The sequence below is a fragment of the Paenibacillus stellifer genome (assembly GCF_000758685.1).
Lineage (GTDB): Bacteria > Bacillota > Bacilli > Paenibacillales > Paenibacillaceae > Paenibacillus_AQ > Paenibacillus_AQ stellifer.
On record NZ_CP009286.1, the window covers coordinates 239,697 to 255,841 of the forward strand.

Below are 16,145 nucleotides of genomic sequence, written 5' to 3' on the forward strand. Positions count from 1 at the left end.
TTTTTTTATCCGGTTGCAAGTTTAGTGTAGGGTTGGAGTATTAAGAGGGACGGAACAGTATGTCAACGGATTGTAATATTTTTTACACGGTGAAAATGATGTAATAAAATTTACATAATAATCATCAGCTAAGATGGGGTCAGAATGGCAAAAAGAGAGCAAAGAGAGGGACGTTCATGCCAATAGGACAAAATGAAGTGTTCGCCGATAAAACCGGATTCTCGCCGGGTCAAATGAAGATCGCCGATTTTATCGAGCGACATCCGGATGAGGTGCTGTTTATGACGGAGCAGGAGATCGCCGACCGGATCGGCACGAGCATCGCCACGGTATCGCGGTTTTGGCGCGCGGCGGGATATGAGAACGGCAAGGACTTCAGGCAGAAGCTTCGCTTGGCCTCCGATACGACTCCTGCGTTGAAGCTTCATACGACTATTTCGCAAATGGACCCTTTCAGTCTGCCGCTCAAAATGCTGGAGCAGTCAATTGTGCACCTGCGGGAGACGGCAGAGCAGACGGAGCCGGAGGAGCTGAAGCTGGCCGCTTCGCTGATGGACCGGGCCAGACGGATTTACGTTTACGCACCGGGACCGGCCGTAGCGATCGGGGAGCTGCTGTGTTACCGTCTGTCACGCTTCGGCATGTCGGTGCGGATGATGGCGGCGAGCGGGCATGAGCTGCTGGAATCGCTGGCGCATATGCAGTCCGAGGATGTCGTGCTGCTATTCAACTTCACCCGGCTGCTTCCCGAAACTGAAGTGATTCTCGATTGCGTGAAGCAGGTGGGCTGTTCGGCCGTGATGATTACGGACCGTGAGGATTTCCGGTATGGGGCGCCGGTACAGGCTTCTTTTTACGTTAGGCGGGGCGAAATGGGGGAATTTCATTCGATGGTGACGCCGCTGCTGCTGGTTGAGCAGATTATTTTGAGCATTGGCCTTTTAAATAAGGAAAAAGTGCTCTCCAAGCTCGAATACCTGGGGGAACTGCGGGCAAAATATGCCGATAAGCTGCCGCGCGGGAAGGCTTGAGTGGAGAGGGGAAGGCAAGGGCACTAGCCCTGCCGGGGACAAGTTTGAGTTCGAGCTCGAACATACAACAGGGTTGCGGTGTTCTTGCTTTTGGCGGTCGTAGTTGATACAATACATGTCTGATACGCGCCGATTCACTGTGTCGATGCCCGTTTCCTGATTTTATGGTGCTAGTGGCAAACTCCGGCTTCGTTTCCTGCAAGATCTATATAAATTGTCTGTAAAATGTGATATACTCTTTCATGTAAGACATCACGCTTCAGTTTCCCGACATCGCCTATGAGGCGGCGGGACTTGGATAGCACCGCTCTTGCCGGCGGCTTGCGCTGATCCGAAGAAGCCCTTTTAATGAGGGGCCGTTTTTGGATTCGACGGGGGTAGTTCGAGCATGAGTAGCGAGTAGTGGGGACGCGTCCGCTTCATCAACGCTAAAGCCAATTAAACGGCAAACAAAACAACAACTTAGCTTTCGCAGCTTAATAACCTGTGAGCTAGCTCCTACCTTCCATCGCCCATGTGGCAGGATAGGGGCTCAACTTTAGTGGGATACGCTGTCTGGTCTCCGCCTGGGGTCAGCAGAAGAAGATAATCAGGCTGACCCAACGTATAGCCGGTTACGGGGCGATACTCGGGTGACATCAAAACTGTAACTACACTCGTAGAAGCTTATGTGCCGTTATCTTCGGACAGGGGTTCGACTCCCCTCGGCTCCATATGGAGTATCAGTGAAGACACCTTGAATGGTGTCTTTTTTCGTTTTATTGCTGGAGGATTAGTATTCTTGGTTGAAGGTATGATGTGATTGACAGAAAATGTTTTGACAGTGAGTTTTTGCTGTGAGAGTATTAGTTTGTTATATTCCATATATTAGAAAATTTTAACGAAAAGTCCTTTGTTCTCAGAAATCAAGGTAAAGTGAAACACCATTTCTTATTTGAATTATTTTGAATGAGGTGGATGATGGGTGGAATTATTGTTTCAAGGAAGCAAACGCACAAAAAGAGCAAACGTGAATTTTTAATGAAATTAATATTTGGATTCATCTGGAATAGAATTTTATGGGGGGTTATAATCAGTGCTTTCATAAACTTAGCTATGTACAGTTATATCACAAATAGTTATATGACTTATATAGTAACAGAAGAAAGATTACAAAACATTATTGTTAGAACAATAATCACTATTTATGGAATCGATTCGGTAGAAAATGTTAAATTTTTTATTGATACAGAGGATGTAATGAAGGAGAATGAAGGTCTGATTCTTGCTTTTTCAATAATACCTGAAGGGAGTGATATTAAAAGTGGGGATTATAAGGTTGAAATAATGAACGAAGAAATGGATCTTAGTAATGTACGTCTTAACATCAGTAATTATTTAAATAATACAGTCGGTATTAATATCTATAACAGAGAGACGAACAAGCTTGTTAATAATATGTATTCTGTTAGATTTACAGAGAGACAAGATAAACAAATAAGAGAAGTACTAAATACGGAATCAAGATCAAAGACAGCTAAATGGTTTCTAGAGACGTTTAAGTAAAAGTCATTAATGATAGGAAATCTGCAAGGAATAGCGAAGGGTTGACATATAAAGATTCTACGCGATGAAAGGATGTGTAAAATGACAATCCCTGATTTTCAGAGTATTATGTTACCGTTTCTTAAAAGTGTTGGTGACAAACGTGAGTATAAACATAGCGATACAATACAAAACTTAGGCGAGCATTTTCAATTAAATGCGAATGAACTGAGAGAATTATTACCAAGTGGTCGCCAAGCCATATTTACAAACCGTGTAGGATGGACACGCACTTATTTGATGAAGGCGGGTTTAATCGAATACACTCGGCGTGGTTACTGCAAAATTACAGATATAGGTCTAGAAGTTCTTCGGGAAAGTCCAGATTTCATTAACATAGGGTATTTAAAAAGATTTTCCGGGTTTGTTGCTTTTCATAGTAATAAGTTAAATGAGGGTCAAAACTTAGAGGGTAAAAATGAGTCTGAGCAACGTACTCCTGAAGAAAACTTAGAGTATAGCTATTTAAAACTTCGTGAAGAGTTAATTCAAGAATTACTTTTAAGGCTGAAAATAGGAACACCAGGCTTCTTTGAGAAAGTAGTCGTGGAATTACTTGTAAAAATGGGTTATGGAGGGTCAATTGTTGATGCAGGAAAAGCTATTGGACGAAGTGGTGACGGTGGAATTGATGGAATTATTAAAGAGGATCGATTAGGTCTTGACGTTATTTACATACAAGCAAAGCGATGGGACGGAGTTGTTGGACGTCCTGAAATCCAAAAATTTGTTGGAGCATTACAAGGTAACCGCGCTAGAAAAGGTGTTTTTATTACAACATCCGACTTTACAAAAGAAGCTAGAGAATATGTAACTCATATAGATAACAAAGTAGTTTTGCTTGATGGTGAACAAGTTGCTAGTTTTATGATTGACTTTAATCTTGGAGTGACAACGGTAGCTATTTATGAAGAGAAGAGAATAGATTCTGACTTCTTTTTGGAGGAATAGTGCGTGCTTCTACCCTGCATCGCCCATGTGGCAGGATAGGGGCTCAACTTTAGTGGGATACGCCGAATGGTCTCCGCCTGGGGTCATTCGGAAGAAAACAATCAGGCTGACCCAACGAGAAGCCGGTTCCAGGGCGTCTCTCGGGTGACATCAAATCCATGACTACACTCGTAGAAACTTATGTGCCGTTATCTTCGGACAGGGGTTCGACTCCCCTCAGTTTCCAGAATCCCTTTCCCAGTAAGGCATTAAGCCCCTTTTGGGAAAGGGTTCCACACGCCTATTACAATGATATAAACTTTGCTACAACTCCGCTCCCTCATATCCCATCTTCCGATAACCCTTCACTCTTTTCTTGAACATCGCCATTAACATTGGGACCTGAAGGTCAATATAATCATATATTTTCACTTCTTCTTTATTCACATGACTTCGGTGCAAGCGGCCTGCATATTGCTGCAAGGTGCCTGACCAGGAGATGGGATGGACCAGAAACAAAGTGTCCAGTCTGGCGTCATCGAAGCCTTCGCCGATCAGCTTACCGGTAGCAATAACTACCTGCTCCTGATCATCCGGAATAGAGGCGATTTGGGCGCGCAGAGCCTCTCTCTGCTTCTTACCCAATTTGCCTCGAAGTACAATTACGTTTTTGGCAAAAGACTGCAATCTCTCTGCAAAATATTCAGCATGAGCGGTCCGTTCAACCAGCAGCAGCGGAGAGCGGCCTTCATCCAGGCAGGTAAGCAAATCATCAAAAATAAGCGTGTTACGCTCCTCATTGTCAACAAGCTGCTGATAGATGTCCTGGATACCGGAAACCTGCTCACCTGGTTTGATATGAAAATGAGTATACCGGGGCCAAGCTGGAATCGCACGATTGCTTCTTGTCCGTCTTGTCGCTTAGGTGTAGCAGTTAGGCCAAATACATACTTTGCCTTGACTTCTCGCAGAACCTGTTCGAAGCTATAGGCGGATACGTGATGGCATTCATCTACAATGACCTGGCCGTATTCACTAACGAAAGGTTTAACATTCCCTTTATAGTTGAGGCTCTGAATGACAGCAATGTCGATAATGCCTGTTCGTTTATTTTTGCCGCCGCCGATCATACCGATCGAATGTTTAGGAACTTCGAGAAAGGTTTGCAAGCGTTCCTGCCATTGTTCCATAAGCTCCCGGCGATGAACCAGAATAAGGGTGTTTATCTTCCTTGAAGCGATGATGCTGGCTGCTACGACTGTTTTACCGAACGCGGTTGCCGCCGAGAGAACGCCTATATCACGATTTAAAATCGCTCTGGCTGCTGTATCCTGAAGAGTGGTCAGCTTACCGTAGAACTCCGCCTCTATTGAAGTTCCGGACGAACGTCGATCCTCAAGCGATACTTTGACCCGATTATGCTCGAAAAAAGATAACAAGTCCTGCAAGCATCCCCTTGGTAGAACTACATAACTCCCCATATCCTCTGCGCATGAGATGACCCGAGGTTTACCGTAGGTGGAGAGCCGCATCGCTTGTGCTTTATAAAAATCAGGGTTGGAGAAGGAAGCTATTTTGATCAGAGCATGAATTGCACTTGAGGGTAGTCCAGACTTGAGGATATACAGACGATCCGATTGCAGGATCTGTATTTCAGCAGGCAAAGGTTCCATCAGAACCTCTTCGATCTGAGTCTGGTTCTCTTGTAACAAGGTCAATCCTGCTTCGTGGTCTAATCCCGCAGTAATACGGTCATTGTTAAAAAGCCCGCGCTCCCCGTGCTTATATATAAATTGCTTCACCAGGTCTTCGTCTATCTTGCCAAGTTCGGATAATATCCCCCATTGATCAGCATAGGGCTCAAAGTGTTCATCAACAAAGACACTGTTTCCCTGTTTACGTGGCCCACCTTGAAGAGGTAGAGCAATGAGGTTGCCGAATCCGCCTTTGGGCAGCGTATCCTGTTTGGGGAACAGGCGATCATAGGACTCCATGCCGATCTGATATCGTCATCCAAAAGCCCCAGTAGACCCCTCAACCGGGTGACTTCTAGCTTAAGTTCCTCAATATGCGCTAGAGCTGCATTATATTTGTCCTCCATATTGTCCATTGATTGGTCCTCGCGTTTTATTTATATTATACCTTGTAAGCTGCTGAGTAATAATACTGAGAATTATAAGCGAATTAAGGAGATCATTAATGCTGAAATTAAGAAATTCAACCATTAGAAAGCATTTGAACAATCTTACGAAGGAAGAGCTTGAGGCTGAAATCTTGAATTTGGTCAAGAAATACCCGATTATTCAAGAGCATTATTTTTCGGTGTTATTTCCTGATCAAGAGGAGGTCTTAGACAAGTACAAGAAAATTATTGAAAAGGAATTCGGTCACCACAAGGGAGAGATTCTGCGTTACCCGGTTATGAAGCAAGCAATAAAGGACTTTAGTAATGTTTCAACAAATAAGGGGCAAATTGCAGAGATAATGATTTTTACAGTGGAATGTGGAGTAGACTTTACGCTTTCGTATGGAGACATAGATGAAAAATTCTATCGTACTATTTCAAGTATATATGAACAAGCTTTAAAGTATATTGTGGAAAATCAATTAGAAGACAAGTTTGTAGATCGATGCAATGTATTAATGCAGAGCAGTCAGGATATTGGCTGGGGTTTTGGAGATGGGATGATGGATTTGTATAGCGATTATTTAGGACACATGGATGTAGAAGAAGACCTTGAGTAACGTATACGGACGAATTATTTAACCGTAAGGATTGTGTTATAATATTATAAAATAAATTCAAAATTCGAGCGAGGTGCTATCCAATGCTGCCCCAAAGAGAAGAGTTGCAGCGGTTATTGAAAAAGGCCAATCAGCATGCAGTCGCAGAGGCCAAAAAGGCTGGAGCCTCCATTTATTATATAAAAGACGGCAAACGGATACGTGAAGATGCCACTGGGCAAAAATTTGAGATTACTTACGATGTAGCCGGAAATCGAACTGAGCTTGTTAGTCATGACTGATTGGGAGTCTGTAATGACGGTTTTTGCTGGCACTAATGGAGCCGGGAAAAGCACAATCAGTTTTCAAATGAGGGATTATGTTGGAACGATTATTGATCCTGACCAGATTGCCAAAAGGATTAACCCGGAAGATCCCAGAAGTGCAGACCTGTCTGCCGGACGAGAAGCTGTAAAGCAAATAAGGGAATTAATCGGGCGAAAAGAAAATTTCGCTATAGAAACCACTCTGTCGGGAAGTTTTGTTTTACGTCATATGAAGACAGCTAAGGAACAAGGTTATAAAGTCGTCATGTATTATATTGGTTTACAGGATGTGCAAATGCATATTGATCGGGTAGCTTCAAGAGTGGAACAGGGCGGGCACTGGATTGCGGAAGAAGATATCCGGTGGAGATATGGCCAATCTTTAAGTAACCTGATGCCTGCCATGGAGATTTCAGATGAAGTCACCATTATCGACAACACCAGTGAACCTGAAGTTGTGGCGGAAATTAAACGTTCACAGATTAGCTTTTGCCGAGACGAGATTCCTACATGGGCTACGGGAGCTTTGGAATTGTACTTGTAATTCCAGCAGCAACTCCCCTCAAATTATGGCTCTGCACGTCCATGTTTCGGCCCCATATAGAGTAAAGTAGAAGACACCTTGAATGGTGTCTTTTTTCGTTTTAGTTACTTTCCTTCAAGGCTTAGTGCCCTTGAAAGATGGTATAATAATAACGAATGGAGCTGATGCCGATGGATTTGCTGGACCCGCGTGTTGATTTTGTATCCAAACGGATATTTGGCAGCGAGAACAACAAGGATGTGCTGTTGGCTTTTCTTAATCGCATTTTCACCGAAGCTGGCGAGCCGCCGCTGACCGAGATTATTCTGATGAATCCCTACACGGATAAAGATGATCCACTCGACAAACAATCCATCTTTGATGTTTACGCTAAGACCTCGGAAGGCAAACTGATTGATATAGAGATGCAACTGTTTAATAAGTACGACATCGAGAAACGAACGCTATTCTATTGGAGCAAACGATATGCGAGTCAACTGAGTGAGAGAGACAAGTATCCAGAGCTAAAGAAATGCGTAACGATTAACATTTTAAACTATGCGTTCTTGAAGAATAAACAATATTGTGTTTTGTCAAGTGGAATTCCCTGTTTGGATCATCGGTTTTTCCCTGGTCGGATCAAAATAATTCCTTGGTGTAATCATCAGAAATTCCCTGGTCGGATCATCAAAAATCCCTGGTGAATTTCCAGTTGCTTCTGTTACTTTTGGCGCATCAGGGCGTGCTTCAGGCGGTAGCTCTCCCCTTCAAAGACAATCAGTTGTCCATGGTGGGCGAGCCGGTCAATCATCGCGGCAGCCATCTGGTCGTCAGTAAAGATTGAGCCCCACTTGGAGAACTCCAGGTTCGTGGTCAGAACCAGACTGCGGCGTTCGTAGCTGGCGGCAATCACCTGAAACAACAGTTGGGCTTCCTCCCGGTCCATCGGCAGATATCCCCATTCATCCAGGATCACAAGCTCCGCCTTCTCCAAATCCTTCATCGTTCGTTCCAGCGACCCGGCACGTTTGCTTTCACTAAGGCGGGTTACCAACGACGCCGCCGTGAAAAAGCGGGTGGACAGCCCAAGTTCGCAAGCTTTCACGCCTAGGGCAATCGCCAAATGCGTTTTTCCGGTGCCAACGGGGCCGTACAGCACCAGATTCTTTTTGTCCCGGACAAACTGACACGAGGTCAGTTCGTCCGTACTCAGCCCGGAGGGCAGGCGTAAGGCATTCAGTTCATAGCCTTCCAGCGTTTTACGGATGGGAAAGGCGGCACGCTGAAACAGACGGAGCTTCCGCATCCTCTCCCGGTGCTCGAGCTCTTCTCGAAACACCTGGTGTACAAACTCTTCCTGCTTGGGCGTCGCCTCCACATCGCACAGGCGCACGGCATTCTGGCTAAGAATCAGTTGTCGGCAAAACCGTGAGATTTCACTGCGGATTTCACTGCGGTCCATAGAGCTCGCCTCCTGTCGTCGGGTGAGGTAATAGAGCTTCATCGTAAAGACGCATGTCCGGCCCCGGCGAGGCTGCCGTATCCAGTCCATAGCCTGCCATCCGGGCGGCAATGACCGCTGTATTCACGGAAAGGCCATCGGCACGGCGGCGGACAATCGCTTCCTGCAGGCTGCTCACGGCCACGTCCAGTCCATAGCGATCCGACAGATCCTTGACCATACGCAGAGCTTGTCTAAGCCCGCTGCGGTCAAGATCGTCCATGTAATCCCGCACATCATAGGACATCTGAGAGCGCATGACACTGTTCTTCCAGGCGGCAGGTTTGGCAATCAAGGAGTCCAGCATGGTCAGCCAATCGACGGTGTCCGTCCGTTCGCTGCCAAACTGCCGGGCATGCCGGGAGATGGCTTCACCGGCTTCGTCCAGCGGTTCAATGAAATGAGCGCTCACACGTACCATGACGTCTTGCTCCGCGTACATGGGTGACGACGAATAGGTATGCTTGCCTTCGAGCACAAACTTGCCGTAGCCGTTGGTCTTCACCTCTACATAGCGGCAGGCTTCAAACGGCAACCGGGGGAGAGGCAGCAGTGCGGCTTGGTCGGCCTGAAACAAATCGCAAATGGGTGTGTCTTTTTTGTAATGCTCCCTCAGGTTGTCCAGATCGCACATCTGGAGCAGTTCGGTGTTCCACTCGGGTAGGGACGGCGCCGACGGCAGAGGGACGAAGTAATTTCGGCGCACATAACCGACCTTGTTCTCGACATTGCCTTTTTCATGGCCGCTGGCCGGGTTGCAGAAGGTGACCTCAAAGCCAAAATGGGACTGGAAGCGTTGAAACAGTTGAGTGAGCCGTACGCTTTCCCCGATTCGCCGTCCGGCTCCCGTGGCATTATCCAGCACCAGTCGCCACGGCACTCCCCCAATGTGACGGAAGACATCCATCAGTCCTTGAGAGAGACATTCGGCGGTTTCGCCGAGAAAACACTGGACAAAAGCCGCGTTGCTTTGGGGAAAGGAAACCACCAGATACCTACAGACGCTCCGAATTCCATTCAGGATGACATCGCATTCGCCGAAATCGGCCTGCGCTTCTCCCGGGTGCCACTGGAGTTCCAGGAAGCCGTTTTTGCTGAGCTGTTGCCGCTTGCGAATCTCTCTTACATAGCGTACAACCGTCGGGTAGGAGCAGTCGAATTCAGGAACGCTTTGGCACAACCGGTCATAGACCCGCTTGCCGGTATGACGCTGTTTGTAGCGATTCTGTTCATCTTCTTTGAGCCAAGACTCAATGGTGGATTTATAGGGGTCCAGCTTGGAGATTCGAGATTCCAGCGCTGGGGGCTTCGGTGAGAAATCCTCCTGCGCCATATACTTGCGTACGGTCTTGGGGTCCATCCCGACCTCTTGGGCAATCTGATAGGGCCCCTTCTGTTGAAGCTGCAACTCTTTAATGCGGTGGACTTGCTCCATGCTCTTCGTCATCCTTTCTCCTCCTTGCATAACAAGGAGAATTGTACGAAATTTCAGGATGACCCGGGGGAATTCCACACTCTGAATTTCCAGTTCCGATCAGGGAATTCTTGATGATCGCATCAGGGATTTCCTGTTGATCACACCAGGGATTTTTCGCTGATCGAAACCTCCATTTCTATTTGATCATAAACACAATATCATAATGTATTTCATTTGCGGGAAGACCGAACAGGGATATCCTTGATTGACGACATTGAGGTGCACTTCCTGGAGTTACCGAAGCTGGATGAACGTAGTGTTCCGTCTGAAGGCGGATTGATCAATTGGTTGTTGTTTCTGAAAGGCGCCGATACATCACACTGGGAGGTGCTGAAGATGAATGAGCCGGGTTTGGAAAAGGCGATGGATACTCTTCAATATCTAAGTCAGGATTCGGATGCCAGACGGCTGTACGAGGCCAGGCAGAAGTATTTGCATGATGAAGCCTCTATGCTGGAAAGTGCAGAGTTGGCTGGAATCAAAAGAGTAGCTAAAAATATGCTTGAAATGAATATGGATATAGCGACTATCGCAAAGGCCACTGGATTATCGGAACAAGAGATTAATGCTTTGAGGAAGTAAGAAAAATAGGAGTATCCTATGGTGAAAAAGCGCTCTTTTGTTATTAATGTTTCGCGATACTACTTTATAGAGAAGTCATTGATAATGGCAGGTTGAAGTACAGTTTAAAACTGACGTTTATTGTTGAGTTAAACAAAAAAATGGTTAACAAATCAAATAAGCCACCAGACAGCAAGTTGGTGGCTTATTCGATTTTGACTTGAAAAATACACACATTATTTCAATCCACAGATAAAGTTATCTGACTCATACCCTTTAAGCATAGTATAGATGCTATGTTGCTACAAGAGCATAATTATACTATTTTAGTTCAATGTATGTATTTTTCAAAGATATATTGTCATAGAAAAATAGTGATAATACAGGTGAATTATGGTTAGGAATTCCAAATTGATATAAAAGGGAGAATGGTTATGAGCGATGATTTTAAAGATCAAGGATCTGATATCCAGCAGTTAGAATGGTTTTTACCTGGTCCTCCTAAGCCGGTATTTTCAATAAATGTATCTAATGAAAAGGGATTTTGTTTAAACAGTAAGCTTTATGAATTTATTCCTAAACAGTTAACAGTAGGAATAAGTTCAGACGGAAAAATTATTGGATTGTTAGGGATAGCTGAAAAAGGCTATCAAGTTTTGAAAAATGGAAAAATTAAAGACCATGAATTGATTAGGCAAATCGAAAAACGCGGGATTTCTTTTCCAGCAAATTATATTGTTGAAAAAAAAGATGATATATGGTTTGCCGCGTTAGTTCCTCCAAAGCAAGTGCCACTTACTCCCCAAAAAACTCCTAAGAAACCCAGAAAAAATGGACTCCGTAATATGCTTCCTAAGAAAGATATACAGTGAAAGAGAAAATTACTGAGGCAGATGTCGTAAAGCACTACATTCCGCTGGTCGTTAGAGAATGTAAAAATTCATATAAAGGTTTGGAAGCAGAAGATAGGATCACAGAGGGTAGGGTGGCTCTTATCCATGCTATCCGTACCTATAGTACCCAATTTGGTTGCTTTGAAGATTATCTTCTAACACAGTTGAAAATAATTATGAACCAAAAAAACAAAGAAGCATGGGCTGTTAAGAGAATAGAATCTATTTTTTCTTTGGATGCACCAGTGCGCACTCACAATGAATCTCACACACACTTAGAATTTATAAGATCAATTCCATATGATGATACTACTATCGATGTGGATATATTTATGGGGAAATTATCATCCTTAGAAAGTCGAGTTACTCATCTTTTAATTAATGGGAATGATCTAAAAAAGATTTCTGATGAGTTAAGGCTTTCTTCGGGACAAGTTGAATCTATTATGGAACAACTTCAAAGTAGAGCTAAGCAATATTTAGATGTAGACAAGAAATGATATATGTTGGGGCCAATTTGGGGGAGTTTGGTCTCCGCCTGGGGTCAGCAGAAGAAGATAATCAGGCTGACCCAACGTATAGCTGGTTACGGGGCGTCTCTCGGGTTACATCAAAACTGTAACTACATTCGTAGAATCTTATGTGGCATTATCTTCGGGCAGGAGGCGGATTATTTCTTTGAAAAAAAGGGATCGTATGTTCGCAAAAAGTGTTTATTTCCTTCAAATTTTGTGTATAATAAAGCTGATTGTCCAACTTGATCCAAAGGGGATGAAGAATAATGTCAATCCGTTTGAACCCGTATTTTGTCTTTAATGGGAACACAAGAGAAGCTCTGTATTTTTATGAAAAAGCGCTGCGCGGGAGTGTGGTCGGGATCATGACGTTCGGGGATTTGCCGGAAGATCCGAATCATCCGCTGACCGATGAGATGAAAAACCTTGTGATGCATGCGCATTTGAAGGTTGGTGATGCAGATCTCATGTTCTCCGATACTTTTCCGGGTACGTCGCATCAAGCAGACGGGGATACGGTTCAGATTGCCATCCATCCTACAGAAGAAGCAGTCGCACGGGAGATTTTCGCTGCACTGCAAGACGGTGGTCAAGTGGTCATGCCCCAGCAGAAGACGGATTGGAGCCCTTTGTATGGGATTGTTAAGGACAAGTTCGGCGTTACTTTTCAAGTGAATGTCCCAGGGGAGCAGCCACAGGGATAACATTATGCAGTTTTCACTCCGCCCACAATACGCCTACTGTCCGGATGGACAGCAGCTGAGGAGGAATGATTTGTGGCAAACGAGAATCAGACCATCGTGCCGCATATATGGTATGACAAAGAAGTGGTAGAAGCAGCTAATTTTTACGCCTCTGTTTTCCCCGAATCCAAGGTTACGAGTGTTACGACACTTCACGACACACCGTCAGGTGACTGTGACCAAGTCTCATTTGAAATATGGGGACAGAAGTTTATGGCCATCAGTGCAGGGCCGTATTTCAAGTTAAATCCGTCAGTGTCTTTCTTCGTTAATTTTGATCCGTCACGCGACATGGACGCAGCACAGAAAATAGATGAGGTCTGGAACAAATTATCAGAGGGCGGCCAAGCACTAATGCCGCTTGATAAGTATCCATTCAGTGAGCGGTACGGCTGGATTCAGGATAAATATGGCGTGTCCTGGCAGCTGATCCTTACGAATCCGGAAGGTGAGGAGCGGCCGGCTATTATCCCGTCGTTACTGTTTGTCGGTGATAAGTGTGGCAAGGCGGAAGAGGCCATGTCTCTCTATTTATCTGTATTTGGCAACTCGCGGCAGGGAACGATTGCCCGCTATCCTAAAGGCTCAGAGCCTGACCAGGAAGGAACCATTATGTTCGCTGACTTCATGCTGGAGAAGCAGTGGTTCACCGTAATGGACAGCGCGCATGATCATAAATTCAATTTCAACGAAGCCATCTCCTTTATGGTGAAATGTGATTCGCAAGAGGAGATTGATCACTACTGGGAGAAGCTTTCTGCAGTTCCCGAGGCTGAGCAATGCGGCTGGCTGACCGATAAGTTTGGTGTGTCGTGGCAGATTGTTCCGGCCGAGATGGACGAGATGCTGGAGAAGGGAACACCGGAGCAAATTGCGCGTGTTACGAAGGCTTTTCTGCAGATGAAAAAATTCGACCTTGCAGCATTGCATAAGGCTTATAAGGGCGAGTGACTGTATAATCCCTCCCCCTACCCTCTGCCAGAGGAAGCAGGGTTATAGTAACGCAAAAAAAGCGATGAGAGAAAACCCTCACCGCTTTTTTGTTGTGCTTTGCAGCGGCTCATTTATCAAATGGTAAGGGTCGATCTCTTTAGCCGTAAGGAAGAGCGATTAGCATAAAACCTCCGTCTGGGGTCAGAAGAAGAAAACAATCAGGCTGACCCAACATATAACCGGTCACGGGACGTTACGTGGGTGACATCACAACTGGGAATACACTCGTAGAAGACTCGTAGAAGCTTATGTGCCGGTGGTCCTTTCTCTGCTTGTAAGAGCAGCTTTAAACTCACACAGGATTTTGTTAAAATGTACATACGTTATAATTATTATTACTGTTATAAGGTATAACTTTCGGCTAAAAGTTCATACTATATAGGAGGAAAAGATCAAATGAATGGTGTGTCGAAGGCATGAAGGATGACGCGAACAAGACCCGTTATTCCCGTAAAATAGGACGCATGGGCAACAGCCTGGGAGTAAGCCTCCCTAAGGCTTTGGCAGAGAAGCTGAATGTTTCACAAGGGGATGAAATCGAATTTGTTGAAAATGATCGCGGTGAAGTGGTATTGAAAAAAGTACGGCAAGTCCAGCTTCCCGATAATGTAAGACCAGAAGTTCTTGAAGCGTTCTTTGATGTATTCGAGGAAGATACAGGCATTCTTGAGGACTTAAGGGATCGATAATATGATTATCTTTCTTACCAAAGAAGAGGTTATTTCAGCACACTATTACATGATGAAACGAATGAACGACGCAGAGCAAGCGGGTGTTAAGGATCGCGGCCTGCTGGATTCTGCGGTACATAGGCCACAGCAAAGCGTTTTTGGAGAGGACGCTTACCCGACTTTATTTGACAAGGCCTCAGCTATACTGGAGTCTCTGGTGAAAAATCATTGCTTTCACGATGGCAATAAGCGTACAGCCTATCTCGTAACCAAGTCATTCTTAATGCTGAATGGATACCATCTGCGAATGGAACGTGAATATGCAGTGGAGTTTATAGTGGATATTGCAAATGGCTTACATTCGTTAGAGAGGACTGCTCATATATTGAAAGAACACTCGGAAGAGCGATAATATTTAGGCCCAGGCCTGAGTAACATCCAAACTGTACCTACAACACGTATAGCGAGTGGTCTCCGAACGGAGAAAGCAGTTGTTGCAGAGATTCCTCTGCGACGGCTGCTTTTTCTTTTGCAGCTGCAGCCGCCAGTAGACTTTAATCAAACTGTGGTTTTTGCCTTCCGATATTTTTCTCTTTTGCTGTAGGGAAATATTCCCATTTGCTGTATTGTATTTATTAGAAAACATCGTTGTGGGGGACGACAACAAGGAGAAAATATGTTTTTGCTGGGATCATAAGATTTAGTGAGTGAGATTGCATGAGAGGAAGCTGAAGCTGATGGAATTGTGGACCTTGGGCAGAAGTTATTATCCGGGATTTCTACTCACATTGTCGACTATGCCGGAAGAAGCGTTGAAGCAAGATGAAGAAGAGAACCGTGGATACCGCATTGTGTTGATTCAGGAGGGTATCGGCATTGTGCAGGTCGGAGACTATCTTTATCAGATTGTTGCCCCAGCTGTGTATTGCTTGAATGAGAACGAATCGCTAGTGCTGGTCGCAGGAAATCAAGTAAAGGCCAAAGCCCTCCGGTTTCTTCCAACGGTTGTAAATGCCAGAATTCTCTCGACTCCTGAATCGACCGAAGAGGCAGGCCTATTTCAGTCTGACTTTCAGGATAGATGGTATTTCGATCCTTTTATGGAGCGGCAGGAAAATTACTACGGCTGCATCCCGGTGGACCCGGCAGTGGCCATCCATATTGCGCAGATGGTCGATGAGATCGACGAGAATCTGTCCTTACAGCCGGACCAACAGTGGCCCTGTCGCAGCCGATCCTTTTTGCTGGAACTACTGTTCCTCATTCGTCGAATTCATCTAAGTGCCGATACGACACCGAATAAACTTCCCAATACGAGCGAAATCAGCCAAATCAAGCCGATCATTGAATACTTACATACGCATTACCGCGAGAAAATCAAACTTGAAACTTTAACGTCCTTGTTTCATATCAACAACACAACGATGAACAAACATTTTCGATAAGCTACAGGGCTGTCGATTATCTCCTACCTGAACACGATCCGTATGCAGATGGCCAGTTCTATGCTTCGCAATACACTGCTCCCCACAACGGAAATTATGAGCAAAGTCGGCATTGTCGATGACGCTCATTTCATCCGCAGTTTTCGTAAATATGCAAGCTGCACGCCAGCAGAATTCCGTAATCAGCATTGCTGGATGATGAAAGGATAATGCTGTAGATTTGCAGGT

17 protein-coding genes, 2 other RNA genes and 3 pseudogenes are annotated in these 16,145 nt (G+C 45.0%); 18 read left to right on the top strand and 4 right to left on the bottom strand.

Going from position 1 to position 16,145, the window contains the following annotated elements; genetic code table 11:
- Nucleotides 1-176 precede the first annotated feature (176 nt).
- The 5 genes and pseudogenes from PSTEL_RS01290 (at nt 177) to ssrA (PSTEL_RS26615) (ending at nt 3,784) form a co-directional block, all read left to right on the top strand.
- A complete protein-coding gene (locus tag PSTEL_RS01290) occupies nt 177-1,031 on the top strand; it encodes a MurR/RpiR family transcriptional regulator (RefSeq protein WP_038693010.1) in 855 nt (284 codons plus the stop codon).
- A 352-nt stretch (nt 1,032-1,383) separates the two neighbouring features.
- Nucleotides 1,384-1,747, top strand: a transfer-messenger RNA (tmRNA) gene (ssrA, locus tag PSTEL_RS26610).
- 232 nt (nt 1,748-1,979) lie between these two features.
- Entirely contained in the window at nt 1,980-2,576 is a 597-nt protein-coding gene (locus PSTEL_RS01295; RefSeq protein ID WP_169744519.1) for a hypothetical protein, read from the top strand.
- A gap of 108 nt (nt 2,577-2,684) precedes the next feature.
- Nucleotides 2,685-3,485: pseudogene (locus PSTEL_RS01300) on the top strand (restriction endonuclease); the annotation flags it as partial.
- Nucleotides 3,486-3,497: 12 nt separating this feature from the next.
- Nucleotides 3,498-3,784, top strand: a transfer-messenger RNA (tmRNA) gene (gene ssrA, locus PSTEL_RS26615).
- Nucleotides 3,785-3,869: 85 nt separating this feature from the next.
- On the opposite strand, the gene PSTEL_RS25925 is transcribed toward ssrA (PSTEL_RS26615), so the two are convergent.
- Together PSTEL_RS25925 and PSTEL_RS01305 are read right to left on the bottom strand one after the other, a co-directional pair.
- Complete coding sequence (locus tag PSTEL_RS25925; protein ID WP_156995736.1) at nt 3,870-4,313, bottom strand: helicase-related protein; 444 nt, start codon at nt 4,311-4,313, stop codon at nt 3,870-3,872.
- Nucleotides 4,208-5,539 (bottom strand): TOTE conflict system archaeo-eukaryotic primase domain-containing protein, encoded by a 1,332-nt coding sequence (locus PSTEL_RS01305; protein WP_052098105.1) that lies wholly within the window; start codon nt 5,537-5,539, stop codon nt 4,208-4,210. The genes PSTEL_RS25925 and PSTEL_RS01305 overlap by 106 nt, the downstream gene beginning before the upstream one ends.
- A gap of 205 nt (nt 5,540-5,744) precedes the next feature.
- Between PSTEL_RS01305 and PSTEL_RS01310 the strand changes: the two genes are divergently transcribed.
- The 4 genes and pseudogenes from PSTEL_RS01310 to PSTEL_RS01325 form a co-directional block, all read left to right on the top strand.
- On the top strand, nt 5,745-6,290 hold the full coding sequence (locus PSTEL_RS01310; protein ID WP_038693013.1) for a DUF6155 family protein: 546 nt from the start codon (nt 5,745-5,747) through the stop codon (nt 6,288-6,290).
- Nucleotides 6,291-6,373: 83 nt separating this feature from the next.
- Nucleotides 6,374-6,571: a hypothetical protein gene (locus PSTEL_RS01315; protein WP_038693014.1), complete on the top strand. Its 198-nt coding sequence runs from the start codon at nt 6,374-6,376 to the stop codon at nt 6,569-6,571.
- Nucleotides 6,572-6,584: 13 nt separating this feature from the next.
- Nucleotides 6,585-7,139: an ATPase gene (locus PSTEL_RS01320; RefSeq protein WP_245625048.1), complete on the top strand. Its 555-nt coding sequence runs from the start codon at nt 6,585-6,587 to the stop codon at nt 7,137-7,139.
- Nucleotides 7,140-7,309: 170 nt separating this feature from the next.
- Nucleotides 7,310-7,702, top strand: a pseudogene (locus PSTEL_RS01325) (Rpn family recombination-promoting nuclease/putative transposase); the annotation flags it as partial.
- 137 nt (nt 7,703-7,839) lie between these two features.
- Here the strand turns inward: PSTEL_RS01325 and istB are convergent.
- Together istB and istA are read right to left on the bottom strand one after the other, a co-directional pair.
- On the bottom strand, nt 7,840-8,580 hold the full coding sequence (gene istB, locus PSTEL_RS01330; RefSeq protein ID WP_038693016.1) for an IS21-like element helper ATPase IstB: 741 nt from the start codon (nt 8,578-8,580) through the stop codon (nt 7,840-7,842).
- Entirely contained in the window at nt 8,567-10,066 is a 1,500-nt protein-coding gene (gene istA / locus PSTEL_RS01335; RefSeq protein ID WP_156995737.1) for an IS21 family transposase, read from the bottom strand. The genes istB and istA overlap by 14 nt, the downstream gene beginning before the upstream one ends.
- A gap of 183 nt (nt 10,067-10,249) precedes the next feature.
- On the opposite strand from istA, the pseudogene PSTEL_RS01340 reads away from it, so the two are divergent.
- The 9 genes and pseudogenes from PSTEL_RS01340 to PSTEL_RS28870 all read left to right on the top strand — a co-directional run.
- Nucleotides 10,250-10,678 (top strand): annotated as a pseudogene (locus tag PSTEL_RS01340) (Rpn family recombination-promoting nuclease/putative transposase); the annotation flags it as partial.
- Nucleotides 10,679-11,091: 413 nt separating this feature from the next.
- A complete protein-coding gene (locus tag PSTEL_RS01345) occupies nt 11,092-11,529 on the top strand; it encodes a hypothetical protein (RefSeq protein ID WP_038693017.1) in 438 nt (145 codons plus the stop codon).
- On the top strand, nt 11,526-12,050 hold the full coding sequence (locus tag PSTEL_RS01350) for a DNA-directed RNA polymerase sigma-70 factor (protein ID WP_038693018.1): 525 nt from the start codon (nt 11,526-11,528) through the stop codon (nt 12,048-12,050). Before PSTEL_RS01345 ends, PSTEL_RS01350 begins: the two co-directional genes overlap by 4 nt.
- 281 nt (nt 12,051-12,331) lie before the next feature.
- Nucleotides 12,332-12,769 carry a VOC family protein gene (locus PSTEL_RS01355; protein WP_038693019.1) on the top strand — a complete coding sequence of 146 codons (438 nt, stop codon included), beginning with the start codon at nt 12,332-12,334 and terminating at the stop codon, nt 12,767-12,769.
- Nucleotides 12,770-12,841: 72 nt separating this feature from the next.
- A complete protein-coding gene (locus PSTEL_RS01360; protein WP_038693020.1) occupies nt 12,842-13,759 on the top strand; it encodes a VOC family protein in 918 nt (305 codons plus the stop codon).
- Between the two features lie 458 nt (nt 13,760-14,217).
- Nucleotides 14,218-14,490 carry an AbrB/MazE/SpoVT family DNA-binding domain-containing protein gene (locus tag PSTEL_RS01365; RefSeq protein ID WP_038693021.1) on the top strand — a complete coding sequence of 91 codons (273 nt, stop codon included), beginning with the start codon at nt 14,218-14,220 and terminating at the stop codon, nt 14,488-14,490.
- 1 nt (nt 14,491) lies between these two features.
- Entirely contained in the window at nt 14,492-14,884 is a 393-nt protein-coding gene (locus PSTEL_RS01370) for a type II toxin-antitoxin system death-on-curing family toxin (RefSeq protein WP_038693022.1), read from the top strand.
- A 325-nt stretch (nt 14,885-15,209) separates the two neighbouring features.
- Nucleotides 15,210-15,917, top strand: a complete 708-nt coding sequence (locus PSTEL_RS01375) for a hypothetical protein (RefSeq protein ID WP_038693023.1) — start codon at nt 15,210-15,212, stop codon at nt 15,915-15,917.
- Nucleotides 15,918-15,932: 15 nt separating this feature from the next.
- A complete protein-coding gene (locus tag PSTEL_RS28870; protein ID WP_425415271.1) occupies nt 15,933-16,127 on the top strand; it encodes a helix-turn-helix domain-containing protein in 195 nt (64 codons plus the stop codon).
- Nucleotides 16,128-16,145 lie beyond the last annotated feature (18 nt).

Excerpts from the sequence above, each read along its gene's own strand:
- PSTEL_RS01345 (WP_038693017.1), top strand. The coding sequence starts at position 11,092 with ATGAGCGATGATTTTAAAGATCAAGGATCTGATATCCAGCAGTTAGAA.
- PSTEL_RS01290 (WP_038693010.1), top strand. The coding sequence starts at position 177 with ATGCCAATAGGACAAAATGAAGTGTTCGCCGATAAAACCGGATTCTCG.
- PSTEL_RS01355 (WP_038693019.1), top strand. The coding sequence starts at position 12,332 with ATGTCAATCCGTTTGAACCCGTATTTTGTCTTTAATGGGAACACAAGA.
- PSTEL_RS01295 (WP_169744519.1), top strand. The coding sequence starts at position 1,980 with ATGAGGTGGATGATGGGTGGAATTATTGTTTCAAGGAAGCAAACGCAC.
- PSTEL_RS01305 (WP_052098105.1), bottom strand. The coding sequence starts at position 5,539 with ATGGAGTCCTATGATCGCCTGTTCCCCAAACAGGATACGCTGCCCAAA.
- PSTEL_RS01315 (WP_038693014.1), top strand. The coding sequence starts at position 6,374 with ATGCTGCCCCAAAGAGAAGAGTTGCAGCGGTTATTGAAAAAGGCCAAT.
- istB (WP_038693016.1), bottom strand. The coding sequence starts at position 8,580 with ATGGACCGCAGTGAAATCCGCAGTGAAATCTCACGGTTTTGCCGACAA.
- PSTEL_RS01320 (WP_245625048.1), top strand. The coding sequence starts at position 6,585 with ATGACGGTTTTTGCTGGCACTAATGGAGCCGGGAAAAGCACAATCAGT.
- PSTEL_RS01365 (WP_038693021.1), top strand. The coding sequence starts at position 14,218 with ATGAAGGATGACGCGAACAAGACCCGTTATTCCCGTAAAATAGGACGC.
- istA (WP_156995737.1), bottom strand. The coding sequence starts at position 10,066 with ATGACGAAGAGCATGGAGCAAGTCCACCGCATTAAAGAGTTGCAGCTT.
- PSTEL_RS01375 (WP_038693023.1), top strand. The coding sequence starts at position 15,210 with ATGGAATTGTGGACCTTGGGCAGAAGTTATTATCCGGGATTTCTACTC.
- PSTEL_RS01310 (WP_038693013.1), top strand. The coding sequence starts at position 5,745 with ATGCTGAAATTAAGAAATTCAACCATTAGAAAGCATTTGAACAATCTT.
- PSTEL_RS01370 (WP_038693022.1), top strand. The coding sequence starts at position 14,492 with ATGATTATCTTTCTTACCAAAGAAGAGGTTATTTCAGCACACTATTAC.